The following is a 26616-nucleotide window of genomic DNA, read 5'->3' as shown; positions in this document are numbered from 1 at the left end:
AAAAAGAAAAAATAAAATCCTGCTACAGGCGACCCAGCAGCAGGTTCGATATTTGGCCCCGAGGTCAAACATTATAAATAATGAGATATATGGAGGCGGCAGTATTTTAACCAAAAAACATGCTTTGGGCAATGATTAAGATTTTTTCTTCTAAAAAGAATCAATTGCGATGATTTTTATGGCACTTAAAAGCGCAAGTAATGTGATGTTATTGATTCAAGTGCCGATAGAAACTTAATAAAGTTGGGCGGCTAAGCGAAAGCGACCTTGATAATCAAAAATTTTCTCACGTATTTCCCAAAAATTATCTTTTTTACGTGCCACAATAAATTGAGGGTAACGTAATAATGCTTGCTGTGAAATAATATCATTTGCATTATTCCATACAAAAGGAACACCTGGTGCTCGGTGATGGTTACGTAAGAAACGATATTCAAATACGCGTTTCTGAGCGGGGGTTGTCAATCTAAAACGCTCGGATACAGAGGTACCATCTTCATCATAATAGGTGATTTTAAGCCATTCACCTTTGGCATCTGAATCGGTAGATAATTGCATTCCTCCGCAGCGCAATATTAAAGCATCCTTTAATTTCAAGGCGGCTTTTAGCATATCATCAGGGTCAGAGAGTACTTCTTGGCATTTAATGCATCGACGGGCGGCAATATCATTTTCAGCACCACAGTGAGGACATTGCTTAAAACGAAAGCGAAATTCACATTGTTGTTTGCCTTGCTCATTTTCTTCCCAACCTTGGCAGCGACGACCATAGTGTTCAATAATTTGCCCATCTGATGTACATTTTCCCCAAAATGTATTAGCAAATTGGCATAAAGGGCAGAATACTTGCACAGGGACGCTACTTGAGTGCGGTTTTGTATTACCGACTTCAGGACGAAATAAATCATGTGGATTTCCTGCATAATCAAGGATTAAGCATTTTGTTTTGCCTTCACAAAGGCGCAAGCCACGACCCACGATTTGTTGATATAAGCTGACTGACTCGGTGGGGCGCAATATCGCAATGACATCGACATGTGGGGCATCGAAACCTGTAGTAAGTACAGAAACGTTGACGAGAAAATGTAGTTGTTTGTTTTTGAATTTTTTTATGATTGATTGACGTTCAATTGCAGGTGTTTCTGCTGTCACTAGGGCTGCTGTTTTTTCGGGTAGATAGCTGAGTATTTCTTTAGCATGCTCAACGGTTGCTGCAAATATCATACAGCCTTGAAGGGGGAGGGCGTATTCGACTATTTGAGCAACGATTTTGGGTGTAATGCGCTGCTGCTTTTTTAATGACAGGTTAAGTTCTTGTTCATTAAAAATACCGGACTGATTTATTGAAACCTGACTGAAATCATATTGTAAAACAGGCATGTCCAATCGTTCAGGAGCAATAAGGAATTTATTTTTTATCATATAATGCAATGGTAGTTCATAGATGCATTCATGAAAAAAACATTTCTCATCACCGCGAACCATACCGTGATAATGATAGCGATAAATCCATCCGCTACCTAAACGATAAGGTGTAGCGGTTAGACCTAAGATGCGTAGTGAATTATTATGTTTTTGTAAGTTATGAATAATTTGTTGATATTGGCTTTTATCATTTAAGCTAATACGATGGCACTCATCAATAATTACCAAAGAAAAATGGTCGTCAAAGTGACTCAAATTACGAGCGATTGACTGTACACTGCCAAAAACAACCTTACTTTGTGATTCTTTACGATTAAGTCCTGCGGCAAAAATGTCAGCGTCTAGTCCATATGATAGATATTTTGCATGATTTTGTTCAACAAGTTCTTTTACATGGGCAAGGACAAGTACTCGTCCACGGGCAAGGCGTGCAAGTTCAGCAATAACTAAACTTTTACCTGCACCTGTGGGTAATACAATGACGGCAGGTTGAGTGTGCTGGCGAAAGTATTGAATAGTCGCATCAACGGCTTCTTGTTGATAAGGGCGCAGTACAAAAGGTCTAGCTGATGAAAGAGGCATATTATTCAGTATTATTTCAAAAAGTTAGAGGATACAGGTTAAATTTGAGCTAAGGCAATGACTAGGTCTAAAAATGCGAGTTCCCTTGGCGAAGCTATCACTTGTGACGAGTTATTGATATAATAAAATATGTGATATTAATCACAGCAACCTTTCATTCTATATTCTGACAGTTGAGTGCTATTGTACGCCTCGCTGACATTCCATCAAGTTAAGAGAATCTATGCGACTGGATAAATTTCTGTCCCAACAATTAGGGATAAGCCGGAGTTTGGTAGCGCGTGAGCTACGGGCAGGTAATATCACTGTTGACGATGAAATCGTAAAATCAGGTTCATTCCAAGTAACCACTGATAAACAGGTCGCTTATGACGGCAATGTTCTGACTCAAGTCACCGGACCTCGCTATTTTATGTTGCATAAGCCTCAAGGTTATATTTGCTCAACTGATGACCCAACGCATCCAACAATACTTTTTTTTATTGAAGAGCCTTTGAGTCAGAAATTACATTCTGCGGGGCGCTTAGATATTGATACGACAGGGTTAGTTTTGCTAACGGATGATGGTCAATGGTCACACCGCATTAGTTCACCAAAGCATCATTGTGAAAAAACGTATCGAGTCCAGCTCAGTGAAGACATTACTGACGATGTGACTGCAAAGTTTGAGCAAGGCGTGATGTTAAATAGTGAGAAATATCCAACGAAAGCCGCAAAGCTTGAGATTATCTCTGCTAGAGAAGTGTTACTGACAATTAGTGAAGGACGCTATCATCAAGTGAAACGCATGTTTGCAGCAGTGGGTAATCATGTGTGTGGTTTACATAGAGAGCGTGTGGGTGAGATATGGCTTGATGAAGAGCTTGCACCAGGTGAATACCGTCCACTGACTGAAGCAGAAATTAACAGTATTACTGTGCCACGCTAAATATTAAAAAGCAGGAGTTTAAAGAGTGCAACAGCAGCGTTCATCCTATTTGGGGCTGATATTAATTTTAGGATTATTATCAATGCTAATGCCATTAGCTATTGATATGTACCTACCTAGCTTTCCGATAATGACAGAATATTTTAATGTAGATCAAGGGCGTATTCAGATGACCCTTAATAGCTACATTTTAGGTTTTGCGATTGGGCAGCTATTTTATGGCCCGATGGCAGATAGCATTGGACGAAAGCCTGTCATTTTAGGTGGCGTTATTGTTTTTGCATTAGCTTCCGCAGCTTGTGCAGTTGCAGAATCTATCGATGTCTTTATTTGGTTGAGATTTTTACATGGTTTTGCCGCTGCTGCCGCGAGTGTTGTAATTAACGCATTGATGCGAGATATGTTCACAAGAGATGAATTTTCTCGCAGTATGTCGTTTGTTGTACTTGTTATGACTATTGCGCCATTACTTGCCCCGATTTTAGGGGGAGAAATGATGCGTTGGTTCTCTTGGCATGCAATTTTTTGGAGTATTGCTATTGCAGCCGTTATTGCTGTAGTGTTAGTTAGTTGTTTTATTCGTGAAACACTACCAGCTGAAAAACGGCAAAAATTTCATGTGGGTACTACGTTAAGGCAATTTGCGACTCTATTTAGAGCAAAACAAGTTTTGTTTTACATTCTAGCCAGCTCATTTTCTTTTGCTGGGATGTTCTCATTCTTAAATGCGGGAGCCTTTGTTTATATTGATTTGAATGGTGTTTCACCGCAGCATTTTGGTTACTATTTTGGTATTAATATTATTTTCTTGTTTATAATGACCACGATTAATGGGCGTTATGTGAGGCACTTTGGTGCAGAACGTATGCTCTATTTTGGTATTATCATTCAATTTATTATGGGCTTATGGCTATTGACGACCACTGCACTTGATTTAGAGTTTTGGACTTTAGTTATTGGCGTGGCGATTTATGTGAGTGGTATTGCAATGATTACCTCCAATGCAATGGCGGTGATATTGGATAACTATCCGCATATTGCTGGTACAGTATCATCCCTAGCTGGAACTATCCGTTTTTCAATAGGTGCATTAGTTGGTACGTTATTATCGTTGATCCCTGCAAAAAGCGCGTGGCCAATGGTCGGTTCGATGGTTGCTTGCGTTGCTTTATCGATGTTATTTGTGCTTCTCGCAAAGAAAGCTAAGTAAAATCACTTTTTTATTCAGTTTCATGGATGAAGCTGAAGATCTCGCCTATTTCCTTTCTTGATACTTCTCTTTGTTATTTATTACTTAAACGCATTACTCATCATATACATGCTTTTTGCTCTATTAATCTTCGGAAAAAACGATTAATGACAGATTGTTATTAAATTTCATGATTAAAAATGATCTAAATCAATTATCAGATTTGGGTAATTTGTTAAATTTATGTTTTGATTGAGCCAGTTTTAATTATCATAAAAAGAGGCGTATAGAACATTTATTATTCAAAAAATGTTCTATTATTATAATTGTTGGTTTAATAATGTAAAAATTAGTTTTGTTAGTCATGAATAGTGTTGATTTTTTTTCTAAAAAATATTTTAAAAATTAACATTTTTATCAAAAATATATTTATACAATGATTTGCGTCACAAAAATTTAACGACAGGCTATATTTTTAATGTTATATTTAAGTTCTAAAATTTAACAATCGTGTTACTTATTTGATTTGCTAAAGTTCGGTTTGAACGAGGATTGTTTAGAGAGTACGTGGCTTTATGTGGACTAAAACTATGAACTGCATAGCGGCCTAAAAATAGCTTATATTGTTTTAGTGCTTAAAATAAAAGCGATTTTTTAGTGATATTTGAAGTCGATATAACTGCATGAGAGTTAGTTTTACTCGGCAAATTTATAAAATGTTTTAATAGGATATTTTCGTGGAAAAATTAGGTCTTTCGGTGGTGCACAGGCTACCGCAAAGCTACCGCTGGTTATCAGGAAAAATAGGAACTGATGTTGAAGTTGTTCCTATGAATGATGTCGATAGCGATAAACTTGTGGGGCTAAAATTACTTAGTCATGACTGTGCGACAGATTGTATTGCAATGCAGCAACTGGCTGAATCGTTGTCTGACATGCAAATTGAAAATGCTATTTTAGAATGGCAAAAAGAAATTTGCCTATTTATTCATGCAAATGATGAGCTACCTGCTATGTGTCGTTTAAAAGCATCAGGTGTTGCTATTGCTGAGTTATCTTCGGGTTTTTATTGCGCTTAGCTCAAGCATGATGCTTGGTTAACTGCGATCTTGACGTTTTTAAAGTTTACTTATCTAACCTGCTTATTTTTGCTCATACTTTGTGGGCTGTGCAGAGTGTTTATTAACGTGAACTATATTTAGGTAAGCTATGTTGATTTAAGCTAAATGAATCAATCTTCTATCACTTTGTGTATTAACGAATTTTGAACAATAAAAAAGCTTCCGGTTTAGAGCCTGGAAGCTTTTTTATTGGTAAATTCTTTGTTGCAAGGGATTATATTTACTACAAAGAAATAATGTTATTGAATATTATGAGCCATTCACAATACGTCGGCCTGCATAATATCTTTTACTCCAATAGTTATTGCTCATTTCTGACACAATAACTCCACTGCTTGTTGATGCATGAACAAATTTATCATCACCAATATAAATACCAACATGTTTCATTGTGCGACCCGTTTTAAATAAAACGATATCACCTGCTTTTAAGCTATTACGTTTAACGCCTTTACCTGATGATTCTTGTTCGGAAGTTGTTCGGGGGAGCTGTACGCCAAATTGTTCAAAGAAAGTACGCTGAACAAAACTTGAACAATCGATGCCATTTTTAGTTGTTCCACCGAGGCGGTAGCTTACGCCTTTCCAATTTGCATACTGGCTCATGATTTTTGATTTAGTATCGACGCTTTGAACTAATTCTTCAAACTCGTCCTGTGAGGCCATTGCGAGGGAATCATTAGATGTTGCATTTAACATACGAACATCAGATTTAGTGGTGTTATTAGCGTTCTGACTTGATTTGGGGTTAGTACATGCTGTAAGTGTTACGGCTATTGCGATTGCCGGAACAATGCGCCAAGCATAGCGCTTAAATTTTTCAGAGGTTAACATTATTATATATATCCCTTGCCATTCTATGTTTCATCATTGTGTAAATAGACACAACAAAGTTAAACTTATCCCTGTGAAAAACGCATTTAGAACGACAACAGTGTATTTTTCGCAGAAAGTGTTTATGAAAAACTTCATAATTCTTTATCTAAATTAGCTGATTTTCTAGGCGCTCTAATCGCCCGTTACTAACAAAACTCACTAAAATATTCATTCCTTGAATTTGGCGTAGATACAACCCTTAAACCAAACACTAAGAGCATACATAAACAAAGCTAAAATGGCGAGTTATCGGGGGGTAATTTACAAAACCTTAAACATAAAGTGATATTAGTCATCAATTTATCGCCTAAAAGTAATAATACTGTATTTTTTTACATCGAGTTACCCTTTATAGGGAGAAAAACATGATCTAATTCACGTTTATTTAATGTTATTGCTTATTTACACACTATTTGGGTGGGATGAATAAATATGAATGTAAAGAAAGTTAAATTTATCACGATTAATCCCTAAATTAGGGTTCATCATAATGAAAAAATTGCACAAAATATTATCAATTTTGTGATGCCTATTATCTTGAATATAAGCAATACAGTGACAATTCATTTTATTAATATAAGCCTAAATGATAGCGATTTTAATCTGATGTTTTGTAATATACCCGATACTTTTATCTATTCTATAGGGCGTGGCTAGGTCAATTAAAACTCGACATTTAAGATATGGCAGCGATTGATTATAATAATCATATTAACCATATTGTTTCTAAGTGGAATTATGATCTAGATTAAAATACGGTTATTAGTTAGTTATTACTGATGGAATTTATTATTTAAATTCCAATTTCAATTTGATAACTGTCACTCATATTATTTTTGAAAACAACATTATTTTTTAACTCATTGTTTTTATTTGGTTTAATTTGATTTTTGTCATTGTTTCATAAATTGATAAAATTGCGACCACACTTAATAGATTAAAAAAGAAATGAAGTATAAATTGTAGAGTTAAACATAATAATGTGATGAACCTATCTAATATAATTTCATTTATCCAACTAAAAGTAATATAAAAAACTACGGCTATTATTGAAATCCACACTTTTCCTTTTAATTTAATATCTCATCATCGAACAGAGAAATATAAATAAATATTTTAACTGTAAACAAATCTTTGTAAATGACGATAACATAATTTTAATAGGAAAATCTCAATGACTCACTCAGTAAAGAAGATGGCAAAAGTAGTTCTTGCATTAACAGCCCTAACGGCTAGCGTGACAGCGTTTGCATCACAGTCTAGTGGCATGAAGCAAGCACATACAGGTGTTATTCATTTTACAGGTTCAATTGTCGCGCCACCTTGTGTTATCGAAACGAGTGGTCATAAAGTTGAGACTCAGTGTTGGCATGATAACGGCAATACGAAAACGATTTCTGTTGATGTGACTAAGTTAAAAGGAAAGGATGTTCAATTACCAAATAATAAAGGAACACAAAAATTTAATTGGATAAATAAAGATAACAAATTAGGTCTTTATACTGTTGTTTATGATTAATAAATGATTGATAGCAAATGAATGAAAAGAAATATCAAAAAGGTCTATGAGGGGAGTTGAATGTGTGACGATATTGTATGCCTACGGATATAACTCCCTAGGCATACCGACGTGAGTGTTCTTAATCGCTGCGTCCCATATAACGACGCTCAGCAATATGAATACGAATTTTATCACCTGTAGAGAGGTATTCAGGTACCAGTACAGTTAAACCCGTAGGTAAGGTGGCCGGTTTATTACGAGCACTTGCCGACGCGCCTTTAATACCTGGAGCTGTTTCGATAATAACCATATCGACAGTCTGTGGTAATTCTAATGCGAGAACTTGTCCTTCCATAGTTAGAACTTGCATTCCTGGTAGGCCTTCTTCAGGGATGAAAAGTAATTCATCTTCAATATCCGCTTTTTTAAATAGATAAGGCGTGTAATCTTCATTATCCATGAAAACATACTCATCACCATCTATGTAAGAAAAGCTGACCGCACGGCGAGTTAACGAAATCAAATCAAGATTATCATCGCCTTTGAAACGTTCTTCAACTTTTTGGCCAGTTTTGATATCAGTAAAGCGCATTTTATACAGAGTACTTGCACCACGAGCGCTTGGTGCTTGAATATCGATATCTTTTACAAGTAATAATTTACCATTGTAGTTAATTGCTAAACCACGTTTGATTTCATTGGCCTTGGCCATAAATAACCTTCATTTTAGTCATTGTCAAAAGAGTGCGACAAAATTACTCGTAGATAAGCGATTAGGCAAGATGTTGATATCAATTTTATGTAAAAAAATCCCTAGTTAATGAACTAGGGATGGCGTTTTAGCTGAATGAGATTAATAAATAGGAAGTAGACCAAACAAAGACAATATATGTGCGACCGCATTGATGACACCGAAAAGGATCACAAAGCCGATAATAAATGCGCCACCGGGTGCTTTATAACTGTTATTTGGAAAACGTTTACGACTTGCTCTTGCCATTAAGGCGGGCACGATGACTGCCCATATTGTTGCAGCAAGACCTGCAAAACCAATCGCATAAATAAAGCCATTTGGAAAAATTAAAGCCAGTACAGTTGGTGGCAAAAATGTCATTAACACTGACTTGAAACGGCCGGGCTTGTTATCATCAAATTTAAAGAAATCAGCAATAAAATCAAACAAGCCAAGGGAAACACCTAAAAATGAACTGGCTAATGCCATATAAGAAAACAGGTTTAAAAATTGAGAAATAAAACTATTTTGAGTGGAAATATTCATTTGAGTTAGCAATGAATCAATATTATTACCACTTTCTCTTATCTCAATAAAGGCTGAGCGAGGGATATTTCCTTGGATAGCATACTGCCATAAAATATAAATAGTGACAGTGATTATCGAGCCATAAACTAAGCTTAAAACGACGCTACGACTGTCTTTATTGTAATATTTAACCAGTCCTGGCACGTTGCCATGGTAACCAAATGAAGTTAATAAGTAAGGTAGGGCCGCTAATGCATAAGGTAAGTATTGAGTATCGTTCTGTTCTATTTGGTTAAATAAAATAGAGGGTGATGCCGTTGTTACCATGCCACCAATAGACATAATAAAGGTAATCACCATTCCGCCAATTAAAATGGTGCTTAGTCGGTCAACTGCACGAGTTGATCTCCAGACAAAAAAAGCCACGATGACGGCAAATATTAATCCTGCAAGCGCTTGTGGAATTTGTATGTATTGCGATAAATTGCCCGTAATTATCGAGCTACCAGCAGAAATATAAGCGTAAGTTAAAATATAAAGTACGAAAGTAATCGATAGGCTATTAATTGAGTTCCATGTAGAACCGAGTAAATCTTTTACAACGGTATGAAAACTAGCACCTGCCGGATAATTCATATTAGCTTCTAAAATCATCAAACCTGAAAGAAGCATACAAACAAAGGTGTAAAGGAGTAGGGCAACTGAGCCTGAAAACCAAATACCGGAAGTCACCATTGGAATTGAAAACATACCAGCACCGACGGCGGTGCCTGCAATAATCATCGAGCCGCCTAATATGGACGGGCGTTTTTGTTGTTTTACAGCATCAACTGACATGGTGACCTCTAAATTTACCGTTTCAATGTACTAGCTGAATGATACATAGTGAATGTGATGATGTAAATAAAAAAGACATAATATAATTTGGAAAAAAGGAGTAATTTTATAGGCTTGTGTAATAAACGAACAAATTAAGACATGGGTATTCTTATTTATTCGTTTAAGCCGCTATTCGATTAGGATGCTGGATGATAAAAGCGCTTAGTTAGCCAGAGGTCAATGGCATTACGGCTTGCTTCGAAATGTGGTTCAGGTAGCTCATTGGGGAGAACCCACATAATGCTTTCACATTTATCTTTTTCCATATTACAAGGTGCAATACCGCCATCGTATTCAACATGCATACAGATAGAAACCGTATGTTTACCTTCTTGTTGATAAGTTTGTAAATTATTACTGATACCGAATATTGTTGGTGTATTGATATCAATGCCTATTTCTTCTTTAATTTCACGCTTGGCACAAGCTTCAAAGGATTCACCTGGATCTACATGCCCACCAAAAATTGACCAGTAAGGAGCGTGTTTACTACTGCGTTTGCCGATTAAAATTTGCCCTTGTTTGTTAGTAATGATGACACCCACCCCAACAACGACATTGACAGAACTGGACATGAATTATTCCTATTTTTGTATTTTATCTGTGTGTAAATTTTGCCACGTTAGCGTAGAAATACAATTAGGAAAAATATAAATATCACTGAAAGCAGTACGCTTTAATGTTATAACTGTGAATAGAAAATCTTGTTATATGACAATAATGATAAGGGAGATTAGTGGTTATGACTCGCCGGGTTGCTACAATTACATTAAATCCTGCCTATGATCTTGTCGGGCTTTGTCCATCAATTGAAGTCGGTGAAGTTAACCTTGTTAAAACTGCCAGCCTGAATGCTGGAGGCAAAGGGGTTAACGTTGCGAAAGTATTACGTGATCTTGGTGTTGATATCACGGTTAGTGGTTTTATGGGAAAAGAAAACCAAGAGGAGTTTCAACATTTTTTCAGTGAAAATGGGATGGCAAACCGTTTTAGTATGGTGCCAGGACGTACCCGTATTAATGTTAAATTGACTGAAAATAATGGTGAATCGACTGATTTTAATTTTTCAGGCTTCGATGTGAGCCAAGACGATTGGAATCGATTTTCAACGGAATCGTTAAACTGGCTCGGCCACTTTGATATGGTGGTCGTCAGTGGCAGTTTACCCAATGGCGTCGATCCTCAAGAATTTACACGCTGGATGACTCGTTTACGTCAGTTATGTCCTTGTATTATTTTTGATAGTAGCCGTGAAGCGCTTAAAGCAGGGCTTAAAGCATCACCATGGCTTGTAAAGCCAAATCGGCATGAGCTCGAAGTTTGGGCTGGTCGCAAATTACCTAATTTAAATGACGTTATTGCTGCAGCGCATGAGTTGCGTGATAAAGGTATTTCTCATGTTGTTATTTCGCTCGGAGAGGAAGGGGCGTTGTGGGTAAATGCTTCCGGTTCTTGGTTGGCAAAACCACCTCATTGTGAGGTCATTAGCACAGTGGGTGCCGGCGATTCTATGGTTGCAGGACTTGCCTATGGTTTATTGAATGGTGAATCCAGTGAGCATACGTTACGTATGGCAACGGCTATTTCAGCGTTATCGGTATCACAGGCTGACGTAGGTCTTAAAAATCGCAATAAGTTAGCGGATATGATGGCTAAAATTGAAATGAAGTCTTTGTAATCTGAGATTAGCATGAGAAGGGGTGGTGAATGTCACCCCTTTAACGATTTAATTTAACTATTCTGTTGAGATTTAAGCCAAGCAATTTCTTGTGGCCAAATATCCGGATTGACGGTTTCTAATATTAATGGAATGCCATCAAAACGTGAGTCTTTCATGATATAGCTAAATGGTGCATAACCAATATTACCTTCACCAAGGCTATGGTGGCGGTCAACTCGGCTAGCAAATTCACTTTTCGCATCATTGAGATGCATACCTTTTAGAAACTCAAACCCTACGATATCTGAAAATTGCTTAAAGGTATTTTCACAGGTTTCTTCTGTCCGTAAGTCATAACCTGCGGCAAATGCATGGCAAGTATCAATACATACACCTACTCGACTTTTGTCTTTGACACCTTCGATGATTTTTGCCAGATGAACAAAATCAAAACCAAGATTAGTGCCTTGTCCTGCGGTATTTTCAATCACTGCGGTCACGCCTTCCGTTTCATTTAACGCAATGTTAATGGATTCCGCGATGCGTGCTAGGCAGTCATCTACATCAATTTGTTTTAAATGACTACCTGGGTGGAAGTTTAATAAGTCGATACCTAATTGTTCGCAGCGTTGTAATTCATCGATAAATGCAGCACGCGATTTTTCTAGTGCTTCAATTTCAGGGTGGCCTAAATTGATTAAATAGCTGTCATGAGGCAATATTTGATGCTTGCCATAGCCATATTTAGCGCAGTTATCTTTAAATTTTTTAATCACTTCTTCTGAAAGTGGGGCGGCTTTCCATTGGCGTTGGTTTTTGGTGAATAACGCAAAGGCTGTCGCATTAATTTCATGGGCGCGAATAACGGCTTGATCAACACCACCAGAGGCGCTGACGTGTGCTCCAACATATTTCATTATTGACTCCTATTTTTTAGGAGTATGACATTAATCAACAAAAAAATGAACTCAACAAAAAGCCGCTTTAAAAAGCGGCTATAGAAACGAATGAATCAAAAAATAGTTTGAATAACTAAGTTTATAAATAGTCCACCAACAATTAACCAAATAAATAAAATCAAAGCCATGAGTAGAGGTTTGATCCCTGCTTGACGAATAGCACTAACATGGGTGGTCAATCCAAGAGCAACCATGGCCATTGCCAGCAAGATAGTATCTAACGTGATAATGTGGTGTACCAACGCTTGCGGCAATAAATTAAATGAATTAAATGCCGCAACCAAGATAAAAATAACCGCAAACCATGGAATGGTGATTTTATTTTTCTGCGCACTGGTACCATTTTTTTTGGCGATTTTACGACTTAAAAAAGCCGACAGTATGATTAGAAATGGCGCTAGCATCATCACACGGATCATTTTGGCTATTACGGATGCATTTTCAGCTTCGGGTCCAATCGTGTGGCCTGCGGCAACAACCTGTGCAACTTCATGTACGGTAGAGCCAATAAAAATACCAAAAGTTTCTTGGGTGGCAGGAAACCAGCCGTAATGCATGTTTAGTTGGTATATCCATGGATAAACAAAGATACAAATGGTACCGAAAATCACAACGGTAGAAACTGCAACAGCAACTTTACTCGCAGGCGCATTGATCACCGGTTCGGTCGCCATTACCGCGGCGGCACCACAAATACTACTGCCTGCACCGATTAAGATAGTGGTTTCATCATCTAAACCAAAAACCTTTTTTCCTAACCAATAAGCCAGTAAGAAGGTTGATGTTAGAGTTAGAGCATCGATTAATATACCTGTTGCGCCAACATCAGTAATTTGTTGGAAAGTAAGACGAAAGCCATACAAAATTATCCCAGCACGTAAAAAATAATGCTTAGCAAATTTAATACCCGTATCACAAGATTGGCTAGCAACGGGATAAACTGTATTACCAACAAATATACCTAATAAAATAGCCAAGGTTAAAGCTCCAAGGCCGATATCGATAAACCAAGATTGTTCACCTAAATAAATAGAAATAGCGGTTAATATCCCAGCGAGAATGATCCCAGGCAAGAGTTTGAATATAGGATGCATATTATGTTGTGCAATCTCATTAGTTTCAGTTTTATTCATTTTAATGCTCTTCATTACTGCTTAGATGAATTTGTAATAAGCATATAACAAAATTTATAATAATTTAAATTGATTATATTCATATAATCAATCTGTAAAACAGGTTAATAATTTTTTCTGGTATATTGCTAACAAATCATTAATATTAACAATATTATTACAAATACTATAAGGCATCTTGGGGCTATCTTTATGCGAATAACACTTAGGCAACTAGAGGTTTTTACTGAAGTATTAAAAAGTGGCTCCACCACGCAAGCATCTCTCTCATTAGCGCTATCTCAGTCTGCGGTGAGCGCGTCTTTGACTGATTTAGAAGGGCAATTGGGCGTTCAGTTATTTGACCGTGTCGGTAAACGATTAGTGACAAATGAACACGGGCGACTCCTCTATCCTAAAGCTTTAGCGTTGCTAGATCAGGGATATGAAGTTGAGCAATTGTTTAAAAAAGAGATGGGAGCAGTGCGACTCGCGGCAAGTACCACGATAGGTAACTATATATTGCCTCAAATTTTAGCAGGTTATCGTCATGACAACCCAGACATTCCTCTCGAATTATTTATTGGTAATACCGATGAAGTGATTAAAGCGGTGATGGAATTTCGCGCTGATGTAGGGCTAATTGAAGGTGTGTGTCACAGTTCTGACCTTGTTTCTAAATCGTGGTTAAAAGATGAGCTAGTGATCTTTGTCGCACCAAATAACCCATTAGCGGGTAGAACGGTGACATTAAAAGAGCTCCGAGACGCACCTTGGATTTTGCGTGAAAGAGGTTCAGGTACTCGGGATGTATTAGACCAATTATTATTTGCCCATTTGCCAAGCTTTCATATTTTAATGGAGTTAGGTAATTCAGAGGCGATTAAACATGCTGTTCGTTTTGGCATGGGAGTGAGTTGTCTATCAAGACGTGTCATAGCCGAACAGCTAGAAAATGGCTCATTAGTTGAATTAAAAGTTGAAAAACAGCATTTAGAAAGAACACTATATTTGATTTATCATCGACAGAAACATCTTTCCAAGGCTATTACTAATTTGCTTGATTATTGTAACTAGGCTCCTTTACCCGTCATACTTCGCGCTGTCGGGTTGTTGACTGCTCTTGTCTCGAGCTATCCTCGTTTGTTGCCTACCGATAACGCGAATTATTTAAATAAATCAATTGGTTGATGTGAGTAATGACTGAGAGCTTCAAAATGTCAGTGAGATAATGTGTTTTGCTTATAATTATTGATGGATTATGAAGGTATCTTATAACAGCAAAGAGTTGCTTAGTTCTGGCGGGATGTTTTGCTAGAATTCCGGCGATATTGGCTGAATAATAAAAAACAGGGAACAGATGTCAGAACAACATACCAAGACTGTCTCGCAAGGCGGACCTCAAAGACTACGTCGTGAATTAAAATCTCGCCATCTTGCTATGATTGCTATTGGCGGCTCTATAGGCACAGGTCTATTTGTTGCATCAGGTGCAACAGTTGCTCAAGCAGGCCCCGGTGGTGCACTACTTTCTTACGCTATCATTGGCTTAATGGTCTATTTTTTAATGACCAGTTTAGGTGAATTAGCGGCTTATATGCCAGTCTCTGGCTCATTTGCTACTTACGGTGCTAAATACGTTGATGAAGGTTTTGGTTTCGCACTCGGTTGGAATTACTGGTACAACTGGGCTGTAACCATTGCAGTTGACCTTGTGGCTGCACAATTAGTGATGGCCTATTGGTTTCCTGATACCCCAGGCTGGATCTGGAGCGCTATTTTCCTTGCCGTTATTTTTCTCCTTAACTTTATCTCAGTAAAAGGTTTCGGTGAGGCTGAATATTGGTTCTCATTAATTAAAGTAGTTACTGTCGTTGTGTTTATAACGGTAGGTGTATTAATGATTATCGGTATTATGAATGGTGCGCCAAATGCAGGATGGCATAACTGGGAAATCGCCGATGCGCCTTTCGCTGGTGGCTTTTCAGCAATGATTGGTGTGGCGATGATCGTAGGGTTCTCGTTCCAAGGCACTGAATTAATTGGTATCGCAGCCGGTGAATCAAAAGATCCAGCTAAGAATATCCCCAAAGCAGTACGTAAAGTCTTTTGGCGTATACTTTTATTCTATATCTTCGCAATCTTAATTATTAGCTTAATCATTCCTTATACTGATCCAAGTCTATTGCGTAATGATGTGAAAGATATCAGCGTGAGTCCATTCACCTTAGTATTTGAAAATGCAGGTCTGCTTTCTGCCGCTGCTGTCATGAATGCTGTAATTTTAACAGCGGTGTTATCGGCGGGTAACTCTGGCATGTATGCCTCGACACGTATGCTATATACCCTTGCTCGTGAAGGTAAAGCCCCTCGTATATTTGCGCGTTTATCTAAAGGTGGTGTGCCTCGTTATGCTTTAGTGGCAACGACCGTTATTGCTGGTTTATGCTTTTTGAGCTCAATGTTTGGTAACCAATCAGTTTATTTATGGTTATTGAACACCTCAGGCATGACAGGCTTCATTGCGTGGTTAGGTATTGCAGTTAGCCATTATCGTTTCCGTAAAGGCTATATGGCTCAAGGCAGAAATCTTAATGACTTACCTTATGTGTCAGGGTTCTTCCCAATCGGTCCAATTTTTGCTTTTGGGCTCTGTTTAATTATCACCCTTGGACAAAACTACCAAGCATTTTTAGCAGATAGAATTGATTGGGTGGGTGTTACAGCGACTTATATTGGTATTCCTCTTTTCTTAGCTATTTGGTTTGGCTATAAAATTGTGAAGAAAACAACGATTATCCGCTATAAAGAGATGGATTTTCCTACTTATCATGAAAATTTGAATAAGTAGACCCTTAGTTAACTAATTATTTTTTTTAAATAATAGAATGATAAAAAACAGTATCTTGTAATGAGGTGCTGTTTTTTTACTATATAACGCTTATAAATATTCAAATAGTCGATAAAACGAACAAAAAGTATAACTTTTCGATATAGCTCACAATATTGCATACATATAGCTTATGATAAAACTAATAATCGCATTGATAAGTATTCTTATTTGCTTTATTGTTACCGCATAGAAATAAGTGTGAATGAATGGGGTTGATTGTGAAGCTTAATACTATGTCGTCGATAGCCAAGAAGTCGATAGCTAGGTCGGTAGTAAAGGGGATAAGTTTAACATTATTAGCGGGTGCAAGTTTTGGTTCATGGGCAGTAACTGTGACTGATATTGCAGGTCGTACCGTTGAAGTGCCTGATGATGTTAACCGTATCTTACTTGGTGAAGGTCGTTTATTCAGCGCAGTTGCGTTACTTGAAGGTGATAAACCGATAGAGCGAATCGTTGGATGGCAAGGAGATTTACGTAAGCTAGACCCGCAAACCTACGCAGTATATAAAGCAAAATTCCCCGCAATCGATAATATCCCATTAATCGGTAATACTAGCGCTGATAGTGTTAGTTCTGAGAAGGTATTAACACTTAATCCTGATATTGCCATCTTCGGTATCTCTGGGCATGGTCCGGGTAAAAATAGTGAATTAGTCAATCAGCTTGAAAAAGCGGGCATTCCGGTTGTATTTGTTGATTTTAGAGATAATCCACTTAAGAATACGTTGCCAAGTATACGTTTGCTCGGCAAAGCGTTAAATCGTGAACAAGTCGCTAATAAATATATCGATTTTTATGAAAGAAATCAGAAATTGGTGACTGATGTTACGGCAAAAATACCTGAAGATAAAAAACCAACGGTATTTATTGAGTTACGCGCAGGAGCATTTGAAGACTGTTGTGGCACCGCTGGTGATGGAAGTATGGGTAATTTTATCGATCTTGCTGGCGGTAAAAATATCGCGAAAGGTGTTTTGCCCGGTGCGCTAGGCACGATGAACTTAGAAAAAATTATTGCATCTGATCCGAATATTTACATTGCTAGTGGTGCTAAAGCCCCCGGCAGTCAAGATGTAGGTATTCAATTGGGTGCGCAAAGCACTAACGAAGACGCTAAAAGCAGTTTGCAAAAAATTGTTGATCGCAAAGGAATTAATGCCTTATCTGCCATCAAAGATGGGAATGATCATGCTATTTGGCATAATTATTATAACTCGCCATATAACGTTATTGCGACGCAAGTCTTTGCTAAATGGTTTTACCCGGAGCAATTTGCCGACCTTGACCCTCAAAAAACACTCGAGGAACTTCATAATGAGTTTCTTACAGTCGAGCCAACTGGCGTATATTGGGTCAGCAAAAAATCATTATAGTGGGTAAGAATCAATGAGTATCACGAGCGAGCCGATAGTTGTCACTGAGCAAGCGGCAAAAAATACAGACGATGGTGTTAAGCTGCATTATCAGCAAATGCTGCGTCGTCGATTAGTATGGATAGGCGTTATTGTCGCGGCTATTTTATTATCTTTAGTTATCGATTTTACTTTAGGGCCTTCAGGTTTAGCGCTTGAAAAGCTTTGGCAAACCCTGAACACACCAGAAGCCGTTGATGCGGGTACGCGTGTAATTGTGTGGGATATTCGTTTGCCATATGCATTAATGGCTGTCGTCATTGGGATGTCATTAGGTTTAGCGGGTGCAGAAATGCAAACTATTTTGAATAACCCGTTAGCGAGCCCGTTCACATTAGGGGTATCTAGTGCCGCTGCTTTTGGTGCTGCGTTAGCAATTGTTTCTGGAATTGCGATCCCCGGTGTGCCTGACCAATGGGTTATTTCTGCAAATGCATTTATTTTTGCACTTTTGGCGGCTCTAATGCTAGATGCAGTCACTCGCTGGACTCGCGTTGCGACTTCAGGCGTTGTTTTATTTGGTATCGCCTTGGTCTTTACCTTTAACGCATTGGTTTCGATGATGCAATTCATTGCTACTGAAGATACGCTCCAAGGTTTGGTTTTTTGGACTATGGGTAGCTTGTCGAAAGCGACTTGGATAAAACTAGGCGTGATGGCATTGGTTTTCGCATTAATTTTCCCAATTGCCATGATGAGTTCATGGAAACTGACGGCATTACGTCTTGGTGAAGATAGAGCGATTAGTTTCGGTATTGATGTGCGTCGCCTACGTTTGACGACATTATTGCGTATTAGTATTTTGTCAGCATTGGCTGTGGCATTCGTGGGACCTATTGCGTTTATTGGTTTAGTTGCACCGCATATTGCACGTTTAATTTTTGGTGAAGACCACCGTTTTTACTTGCCAGCAAGTGCATTAATTGGCGCATTGATATTATCAATGGCATCGATAGCTTCTAAAAACATTATACCGGGTGTCATTATTCCTGTGGGCATCGTGACTTCGTTGGTAGGGGTACCGTTCTTTCTTAGTATTATTTTGCGTCACAGAGGAAACGTATCATGAGCGGATTGATAATTAATCGGTTTAATGCAGGTTATCCTAAGCGCGCAGTGATAGAGAATCTCTCTACGCAAGTATTACCAAGGGGGAAAATAACGGTATTACTTGGACCAAATGGCAGCGGTAAATCAACGTTATTGCGTTCTTTAGCGGGTTTGAATAAATCAACGGGTCAAATATTATTAGATGGGCTCGATTTAATGCAGCAAAACTTTGCCCAGCGCGCACAGAATGTGGTGTATTTACCACAGAGTTTGCCCGCAGGTGTTCATCTTTATGTTTTAGAGTCAGTTATTGTTGCTCAAAGAGCGTCAGGTGGATTGAATAATAAAAGCAATAAAGATGAAGTGATGCATTTATTGCGTCAATTAGGTATTGAACATTTAGCATTAAGTTATTTAGACCAATTATCTGGCGGTCAAAAACAGCTTGTTGGTTTGGCTCAATCTTTAATTCGTCAACCCAATTTATTATTGTTAGATGAGCCACTGAGCGCATTAGATTTAAATTATCAATATCATGTGATGGATTTGGTTGCAAAAGAAACGAAGCGGCGAAATATAATCACAGTGGTTGTTGTTCACGATATTAATATTGCATTACGTCACGCAGAACATGTATTAATGCTGAAGCAAGGTAATTTGATTGCGCAAGGGAAACCTGAAGAGGTGATTACCCCTGAAAGTTTAGCAGAAGTTTACGGTGTGAGAGGGCGCATAGAGCGCTGTTCACAAGGTGTGCCTCAGGTACTTATCGACGGGTTAGTTGAAAAACTGGCAAGTTAGATTATTTGAAATTACTAATATTAATGGTAATACAGTGCTTATTAATTGAATAAGCACTTTAGGAGTATTTATAGATTTAATTTCATATAAAAATAAAAGATAGAAAATAATAATTACCCACAGAAAATTTAATCTCTTTATTTGCTAGTTAATATAGCATGAATTTTCTATGGGTATTTAAATATTCAATAATAAAAATAATAGATTTTCATGGTTCACTGAATCTAATGTCGAGCATATATCAGTTCATGTTGAAAAATATATTTCTTGGAGAGTTGGGAATGGTTGTTTTTAATAAAAGAAAAATAGCAATTAGCGTAATTGCAGCTATCACTGCTATACCTGCATTAGCGGATGATAGTAAAGATACAATTTATGTCACTTCGGCGTCAGGTTATCAACAAAAAATTGAAGACGCTCCGGCCTCAATTTCAGTTGTGACGCGTGAACAATTAGAAAATAAAGCTTACCGTGATGTCACTGATGCACTGAAAGATTTACCGGGTGTTCAGGTAACTGGCGGTGGCAGTGGTTCAGATATCAGCATTCGGGGTATGGACGCTAAATACACCATGATAATGATTGATGGTAAACGTGTTGATACGCGAGGCACTCGTCCAAATAGCGATGGCTCAGGTATTGAACAAGGATGGTTACCACCGTTGCCTGCTATTGAGCGTATTGAAGTTATTCGTGGTCCTATGTCTTCATTATATGGTTCAGATGCCATGGGTGGGGTTATTAATATTATCACTCGTAAAGTAGGTAAGGAGTGGCAAGGTAGTTTGCGTGCAGATACAACCATCACTGAGCGTCAACATTCAGGTAATACAGGGCAAGGTAGCTTTTATGCCTCTGGCCCTCTAGTAGATGGTTTGTTAGGTATCAAATTGAATGGCCAATATTCTAAGCGCGGTGAGGACAAGTTTGTAGGTGGGTATAACGAGCAAAAAGTTGGCGCGATAGGGACTACTTTGACGTTAACACCTGATGAATTTAATACATTTGATTTCGATTTTAAGCATGATGAACAAGAAAGAAATGGTACTCCTGGTAAATCGAAAACATTAATGTGTACGACAGGCAAGGTTCCCAATCAGGTTACTAAGCGTTGTGATGATTCGAATACCACGTATAGAAAAAATAATTACGCAATTACACATAATGGAATTTATGAGTGGGGCGCAACAGAGACATTTGTGCAGCGTGATGAGTCTAAGAACCCGAGTCGTCAAATGGAATATAATGACACTTTAGTTAAAAATCAGACTGTTTTTAATCTGGGTGATCATACTATTAGTCTTGGTGGCCAATATCGTTATGAAGATCTTCGCGATAAAGGCAATAAACTTGTATCCGCTGGTGGTATCGATAAATTAACTCGTTATAGCTGGGCATTGTTTGCTGAAGACGAATGGATGATGACCAATGATTTTGCCGTCACTGGCGGTATCCGTATGGATAAAGATGAGAATTTTGGCTCAAATTGGACACCACGTTTATATGGCGTATGGCACGCAAGTGATGAATGGGTTGTTAAAGGTGGCGTATCTACTGGCTATCGTTCTCCTGAATTAAGACAAGTTGCACCTAAGTGGGGACAAGCAACCGGTGGTAGTGGCGATCCTGCCGTTATTATTGGTAACCCAGATTTAAAACCTGAAAAAAGTGTAACAGAAGAAATTGGTATTATTTGGAATAATCAAGACAATTTAAATATTGGTGTTAGTTTCTTTAACACTGATTTCAAAGATAAAATCATGGAAATACGTACATGTACCGACTCCACAGGTAGCAAACCTGGTACCGTTGCTAGTGGAGAATGTATGTATGATGGAGAAGCCTATAAATTTATCAGTAGCCGAGAAAATGTCGACAAAGCAAATCTGAAAGGTGCTGAATTCACCTTCAATTGGGATATCACAACTGATTTAGTCTTTGCTGCAAACTATACCTATTCAGACTCAGAGCAAAAAAGTGGTGCATTTAAAGGTAAACCTTTAAGTCGTACACCTAAGCATATGGCAAATGGTTCTTTGACATGGCAAACCACTGAAGATTTACAATTATGGAACCGAGTTAACTTTAATGGTAGAAGCAGTTCTTATCTATCAAGAACAAGTATGAGCGAAGAACGTCCTTCATATACTTTTGTTGATATGGGGGCAAGTTATTACATTACTAAAAATGTTAATGTAATCGGCGGCGTATATAATATCTTTGATAAGATATTGACTGAAGAAACTAATGATAAAGTACTTGATGGCCGTCGCTACAATATCGGTGTTAACTATAACTTCTAATTAGAGTTGTTAATCACAATTAATATGAGCCCTTTGGCAATAAACCAAAGGGTTTTTTTTATCTATAATAAAGGGAATGAAACAATTTTCACCTTCAAAATTGATAGAAAAATGAGGGTTATTAGTTATAAGAGTAAAATGAACGAAATCATCAGAAATACTCATCGAAAAGAAAGGGATTAGTAACAATATGACTTGCTATTTGATGGTATGGCGTGCAAAATGCGCCAACAAAAAAAGACTGATGCCTAATTAAAATAGCATCGGTTTTTTTTATTTAGAGTTCATCCATTTTTATGGGGCCGGTTAATAGACCGGATAGATAATTTTTATATTTTTGTGTAGCTAAAATGTAATGCTACCGATTTGAGGAATGCTTTTATGGGTTACTTTTTCGCATTAGCAGCAGGACCTACTGGTCGTCGCTGCCGTATTGATGACTATGGGGCTATTAGCGCCTTCGCTCGCCTGCCGTTTTATCTTCCTTCATTCTTTTCTGCCTATAGGCAGATGCAAAGTCTTCCCAGTAGCTATCGATTGAGTCAAATATTTAAGACTCAATCGACAGTTATGGGAGGGCTTAGACATGCCAAATAGCTCAATACCTTTATCTATCGGCCCTAACCAAACGGGTGCGAATAACCGCGTACAGCTTGCAAAAACACTGACTTTGCTGCAAGTCGTGATGATTGGTATCGCCTATATCCAGCCGATGACAATATTTGATACTTTCGGTATGGTATCGGATAAAACGGGTGGACACGTCCCAACTTCATACATTATTGCACTTGCTGCGATACTGTTTACAGCACTGAGCTACGGCAAATTGGTGAAACGTTTCCCATCTGCGGGTTCAGCCTATACTTATGCCCAAAAATCAATGAGCCCTCATATAGGCTTTTTAGTGGGCTGGACATCTTTGCTGTCCTATATATTTATGCCAATGATAAACATCTTATTGGCGAAGATTTATTTACAAGACATTTTCCCAACAGTTGAACCTGCGATATTTGTGGTCGGTCTGGTCATTATCATGACAGCAGCAAACTTACGCGGTATTAATGTGATTGCAAATCTCAGTACTATTATTGCAATTATACAAGTTGGGGTAATGGTCGTCTTTACTGGCCTTGTGATCCACGGTGTAAGTAGTGGCGAGGGTACGGGAGAAATATGGACTTTCAATCCATTCGGTAATGAAAAAACAGAAATGATCCCGCTGATTGCTGGTGCAACTATTTTATGTTTTTCATTCTTAGGTTTTGATGGATTAAGCTCGCTCTCAGAAGAAACGCCGAATGCAGGTAAAGTGATCCCACGCGCTATTTTCTTAACGGCGCTTATTGGTGGTGTTATCTTTATTACTGTTTCGTTTTTCTTGCAGCAATATTTCCCTGATGTATCACGTTTCAAGAATATTAATGAGACACAGCCTGATATTATGCGATTTGTGGCGGGTACATTCTTCCAGTCAATCATCTTAGTATTCTCATGTGTTACTGTGTTGGCATCAGGCATGGCAGCGCATGCAGGTAGTGCACGTTTGATGTATGTTATGGGTCGTGATGGCGTATTCCCAGAGAAAATATTTGGCTATGTAAGTCCTAAATGGCGTACACCGGCTTATAATGTTTTGTTAGTTGGTGTATTAGCGCTCGGTGCTATCTGGTTTGAGATGGATTTTGCAACCGCATTGATTAACTTTGGTGCATTGATTGCGTTTACCTTTGTAAATATCTCTGTTATCAGTCAGTTTTTTATCCGAGAACGACGTACTCAAGGTTTTAAAAATATCTTCAACTATTTGATTTTACCAATAATAGGCACACTCACTGTTTGTGTGCTATGGCTTAATATCGAAGAAGATTCGATGGTATATGGTTTAATTTGGACAGCGGTCGGCCTTATTTATATGGCTATTTTGACCCGGATGTTTAAAAGGCCTATGCCTCAGATGAGTGACGTCTAAATTTTCTCGTTATAGTTCTTGTATCGGCGTTGGCTTCGCTTGCTAGCCCTAGTGCTTCTAGGGTCTAGCTCGCTTTGCCGCCTTGCTACAACATGAATTATTTAGAGGAAATATCTACTTGTTAAACGAAAGGCCTTTTGATTTTCTAAACTTAAATTTTTCGTTTTTTTGCGGCTAATTTATAATTCTTCAATTCTTCAATTCTTCAATCTGATATAGATTCTATTCCTTAATTCTTATTTTAATATTTAAAAGCTATGTTATTGTTATGCAAAATTAATATTACCTTATTGATGCACTGATAGTGCTATTTGAGTTAAAGGAATAAGGAAATTGACATAACATGTCATCGGTAATCAATTCTATAGAGTCATACATCGAAAAACGTAACTATTTGCGTTCATTACTGGCTTCCCATCAATTTGAACAGCTTGATCTGTTGCTGAATAATATGCAGCAGCAATGGCTAGAAAAATTATCTGAACCATTTGATTATGAATGGTTTATTAGTGATTTACTTGACCCCACAAAGATTGCGGCTGATATACTTTCTCATTTAGATACTTGGATCAAAAGTAATCCAACGTCCTATCATGGGTATTTACTTCAGGGTTGTTATTGGGAAGCAGCAGCGGCACGTATTCGAACCTCTAATGGGGGAGAATATGTAAGTGATGATCGCTGGATTGGTGCTCAACTTGCTCGAGATTTAGGGTTAGTATCCTATTTGCGCGCAATATCATTACATGAGCGTCCTGCTTATGCATTGCGCCGAATGATGCGCTTAACTGCCTATCTCGGAGAACCACAATGGCTATACGATTTAGCTTATGGTCGTGAGCCATATACTTATGTGCAATTGCAAAATGATATTGACCCCGAAATATGGCGTGCTGGTTTGCGTCGTTTACTCGATGAAGGTGGCGACTTAGCGTTTATTCCTCAAGAGTTACCTAGTAACCTTCCTGTTCGTGAAACAGATGAAGTTAAAACATATTGGTTGAATGCGACTTTAGCTATTCGCCCTCAAGATGTTGGCATTCGCAATGAGTACCTTTACTTCCTTTACCCGCGCTGGGGTGGTAGCCATGAACAAATGGCAGAGTTTATCGAAGGGGCTGTATGTGAAACATTGAGTGAGCAAGAGCGTAATATTTTGTGGATCACTAAAGCTTGGGATTTCCTTGGTTATTCTATCTATTTTCCCGAACAAGAAGACCATGATGAAATTGAATATTGTTGTGATGCATTTGAACAGTTATTAGCGTTGGATTTAGCCGAGGAACAGCGTGCTCGTGTACTGTATCAATATGCCAATTTCCGTGCACATTACGGAAAACAAGATGGCGTTTGGCAAGTAGAAAAAATGCAGCTTTGTTATGAACTATTAGCAAAAGCATGGCAAATAAGTCCGGCCATGGCTAACCCACAAATGGGATTAGATACATTGATGAGCTGCATTAATTTCGCGCATATTAATGATAGTTATAATTTATTACCTCAATGGTTGGAGCGATTACAGCTGTTGGGTGATGATAAATATGCTGTCATTCTGGCCGCAGTAGCCAGTAAGTTTGGACTATATGGTATTTCGAAGGGACAATTCGATCATCAGGCACTAATGGCTCAAGCTAAATTTTTAGATGCGGAAGATCTTGATGTGGGGCAAGCCGCCGCTAATTTATTTGGCTCTCAATCTGAAGACGCGGCAATTTACCTATTGCAGCAAGCCTGTGAATGGGGCGATATTTCAGCAATGGCAACGTTATCAGACGTATATGCAGGGGTATTATCACGTCAGAACGATCGTGATATCAATACCTATAAAGATAATGCGTTGAGAACGTATTGGATGGAACGCGCTGCAAACGGTGGTGATGCGACTAGCCAATATAATTTAGCCTATGGGATTCTTAAAGATAATGAAGAGTTGAGTCCAGAGCAGTATCAGCAAACGAAAAAATTATTACTCAATGCAATGAATACATCCAATGTACGGCGAGATGTTTGGGAACGTTCAGCACATAGGCTCGCAACCTTATTGATATTTGGTGATATTCAAGATGATATGCTGCTGTGTCTTGATACCGTATTACCCGCTTTATGGAATGATGAAAGTGTGGAAAACCAAGTGTTTGCTGCCGGCTATTATGCTTTGGCGTTTCATTTGGGCGCTGGGTGTACCCGAAATAGCTATTTGGCTAAAGTTTGGTTAGAGCGCGGATTGGAATTAGCACCAGAAGATAGTTATTTGGCTGACCGAGCAGCAGAGATATTCCGACATAAAGAACTGCTGGGTGGGACACGTGCCAAAATAGGTTTTAGTAAAGATCAAAAGTTAATGGATCAACATGGATATAATTTAACTTTTGGTGAGTAAAATAGGTCAGTAGCGTTATTGCAAGTGGCATTACCACAAAAATAGCGCTACGATTTTTCCATTCCAACTGAAATTATGCGTTACCTTTGTATAAAGTTATGGCAACAACCGCTAGATAGATATTTTATCGTCCTCAGTCAACGTTTAGCAATATATCGCTGTTTTCTCTTTCCTTAATGCCAAGTTTAAGGAAACGTAATAACCTACTAATACACTAATATTATGTGATATTGTTGTTATATCTAATGACAGCACAACTTTGTGTATAGGAAGATGAGTAAATGACAGATACAAAAAGCCCTGAGAATCAAC

At 38.1% G+C, this 26616-nt stretch carries 21 protein-coding genes; 14 read left to right on the top strand and 7 right to left on the bottom strand.

Annotation, left to right across the window (positions count from 1 at the left end):
• Positions 1-234: 234 nt before the first annotated feature.
• Complete coding sequence (locus ACTH6U_RS11705; protein WP_441832256.1) at positions 235-2007, bottom strand: DEAD/DEAH box helicase; 1773 nt, start codon at positions 2005-2007, stop codon at positions 235-237.
• 223 nt (positions 2008-2230) lie between these two features.
• On the opposite strand from ACTH6U_RS11705, the gene rsuA reads away from it, so the two are divergent.
• The 3 genes from rsuA (at position 2231) to ACTH6U_RS11690 (ending at position 5203) form a co-directional block, all read left to right on the top strand.
• Positions 2231-2935, top strand: a complete 705-nt coding sequence (gene rsuA / locus ACTH6U_RS11700) for a 16S rRNA pseudouridine(516) synthase RsuA (RefSeq protein WP_441832255.1) — start codon at positions 2231-2233, stop codon at positions 2933-2935.
• Between the two features lie 25 nt (positions 2936-2960).
• On the top strand, positions 2961-4145 hold the full coding sequence (locus ACTH6U_RS11695; RefSeq protein ID WP_294105304.1) for a Bcr/CflA family multidrug efflux MFS transporter: 1185 nt from the start codon (positions 2961-2963) through the stop codon (positions 4143-4145).
• A gap of 716 nt (positions 4146-4861) precedes the next feature.
• Positions 4862-5203: a hypothetical protein gene (locus tag ACTH6U_RS11690; RefSeq protein WP_294105305.1), complete on the top strand. Its 342-nt coding sequence runs from the start codon at positions 4862-4864 to the stop codon at positions 5201-5203.
• Between the two features lie 291 nt (positions 5204-5494).
• Here ACTH6U_RS11690 and mepS read toward each other — a convergent pair whose 3' ends face one another.
• Positions 5495-6079 carry a bifunctional murein DD-endopeptidase/murein LD-carboxypeptidase gene (gene mepS / locus ACTH6U_RS11685; protein ID WP_294105307.1) on the bottom strand — a complete coding sequence of 195 codons (585 nt, stop codon included), beginning with the start codon at positions 6077-6079 and terminating at the stop codon, positions 5495-5497.
• Positions 6080-7295: 1216 nt separating this feature from the next.
• Between mepS and ACTH6U_RS11680 the strand changes: the two genes are divergently transcribed.
• Positions 7296-7640, top strand: a complete 345-nt coding sequence (locus ACTH6U_RS11680) for a hypothetical protein (protein ID WP_294105309.1) — start codon at positions 7296-7298, stop codon at positions 7638-7640.
• Positions 7641-7761: 121 nt separating this feature from the next.
• On the opposite strand, the gene yeiP is transcribed toward ACTH6U_RS11680, so the two are convergent.
• The 3 genes from yeiP to ACTH6U_RS11665 form a co-directional block, all read right to left on the bottom strand.
• Positions 7762-8334, bottom strand: a complete 573-nt coding sequence (gene yeiP / locus ACTH6U_RS11675; RefSeq protein WP_294105312.1) for an elongation factor P-like protein YeiP — start codon at positions 8332-8334, stop codon at positions 7762-7764.
• A 141-nt stretch (positions 8335-8475) separates the two neighbouring features.
• Complete coding sequence (gene mtr, locus ACTH6U_RS11670) at positions 8476-9720, bottom strand: tryptophan permease (RefSeq protein ID WP_294105315.1); 1245 nt, start codon at positions 9718-9720, stop codon at positions 8476-8478.
• Positions 9721-9899: 179 nt separating this feature from the next.
• Complete coding sequence (locus ACTH6U_RS11665) at positions 9900-10337, bottom strand: nucleotide triphosphate diphosphatase NUDT15 (RefSeq protein WP_441832254.1); 438 nt, start codon at positions 10335-10337, stop codon at positions 9900-9902.
• 167 nt (positions 10338-10504) lie between these two features.
• Between ACTH6U_RS11665 and fruK the strand changes: the two genes are divergently transcribed.
• Positions 10505-11440: a 1-phosphofructokinase gene (fruK, locus tag ACTH6U_RS11660; RefSeq protein ID WP_441832253.1), complete on the top strand. Its 936-nt coding sequence runs from the start codon at positions 10505-10507 to the stop codon at positions 11438-11440.
• A gap of 53 nt (positions 11441-11493) precedes the next feature.
• Here the strand turns inward: fruK and nfo are convergent, their stop codons facing one another.
• Positions 11494-12339, bottom strand: coding sequence for a deoxyribonuclease IV (gene nfo / locus ACTH6U_RS11655; RefSeq protein WP_294105323.1), 846 nt, complete (start codon positions 12337-12339; stop codon positions 11494-11496).
• Between the two features lie 95 nt (positions 12340-12434).
• Complete coding sequence (locus tag ACTH6U_RS11650; RefSeq protein ID WP_441832252.1) at positions 12435-13514, bottom strand: YeiH family protein; 1080 nt, start codon at positions 13512-13514, stop codon at positions 12435-12437.
• Between the two features lie 192 nt (positions 13515-13706).
• Between ACTH6U_RS11650 and yieE the strand changes: the two genes are divergently transcribed.
• From yieE to ACTH6U_RS11605, 9 genes are all read left to right on the top strand, one after another.
• Entirely contained in the window at positions 13707-14570 is an 864-nt protein-coding gene (gene yieE, locus ACTH6U_RS11645) for a DNA-binding transcriptional regulator YeiE (RefSeq protein ID WP_294105327.1), read from the top strand.
• 283 nt (positions 14571-14853) lie between these two features.
• The gene (locus tag ACTH6U_RS11640) at positions 14854-16344 is read left to right on the top strand and encodes an amino acid permease (protein WP_294105334.1); all 1491 of its coding nucleotides are present in this window, start codon (positions 14854-14856) and stop codon (positions 16342-16344) included.
• Positions 16345-16592: 248 nt separating this feature from the next.
• Positions 16593-17762, top strand: coding sequence for an ABC transporter substrate-binding protein (locus ACTH6U_RS11635; protein WP_434719133.1), 1170 nt, complete (start codon positions 16593-16595; stop codon positions 17760-17762).
• 97 nt (positions 17763-17859) lie between these two features.
• Positions 17860-18870, top strand: a complete 1011-nt coding sequence (locus ACTH6U_RS11630) for a FecCD family ABC transporter permease (RefSeq protein WP_441832272.1) — start codon at positions 17860-17862, stop codon at positions 18868-18870.
• On the top strand, positions 18864-19652 hold the full coding sequence (locus ACTH6U_RS11625) for an ABC transporter ATP-binding protein (RefSeq protein ID WP_294106174.1): 789 nt from the start codon (positions 18864-18866) through the stop codon (positions 19650-19652). The genes ACTH6U_RS11630 and ACTH6U_RS11625 overlap by 7 nt, the downstream gene beginning before the upstream one ends.
• Positions 19653-19933: 281 nt before the next feature.
• A complete protein-coding gene (locus tag ACTH6U_RS11620; RefSeq protein WP_441832251.1) occupies positions 19934-21955 on the top strand; it encodes a ligand-gated channel protein in 2022 nt (673 codons plus the stop codon).
• 381 nt (positions 21956-22336) lie between these two features.
• Positions 22337-22552 carry a hypothetical protein gene (locus tag ACTH6U_RS11615; protein WP_294105338.1) on the top strand — a complete coding sequence of 72 codons (216 nt, stop codon included), beginning with the start codon at positions 22337-22339 and terminating at the stop codon, positions 22550-22552.
• On the top strand, positions 22542-23924 hold the full coding sequence (locus ACTH6U_RS11610; RefSeq protein WP_294105339.1) for an APC family permease: 1383 nt from the start codon (positions 22542-22544) through the stop codon (positions 23922-23924). Before ACTH6U_RS11615 ends, ACTH6U_RS11610 begins: the two co-directional genes overlap by 11 nt.
• Positions 23925-24267: 343 nt before the next feature.
• Entirely contained in the window at positions 24268-26304 is a 2037-nt protein-coding gene (locus ACTH6U_RS11605) for a DUF4034 domain-containing protein (protein ID WP_441832250.1), read from the top strand.
• Positions 26305-26616: the final 312 nt, after the last annotated feature.

It is taken from the genome of Providencia sp. (genome assembly GCF_052096715.1).
In the GTDB taxonomy this organism is placed as follows: Bacteria; Pseudomonadota; Gammaproteobacteria; order Enterobacterales; family Enterobacteriaceae; genus Providencia.
Note: the sequence above shows the minus strand (reverse complement) of the source record. Positions and strands in the feature narration are given on the sequence as shown.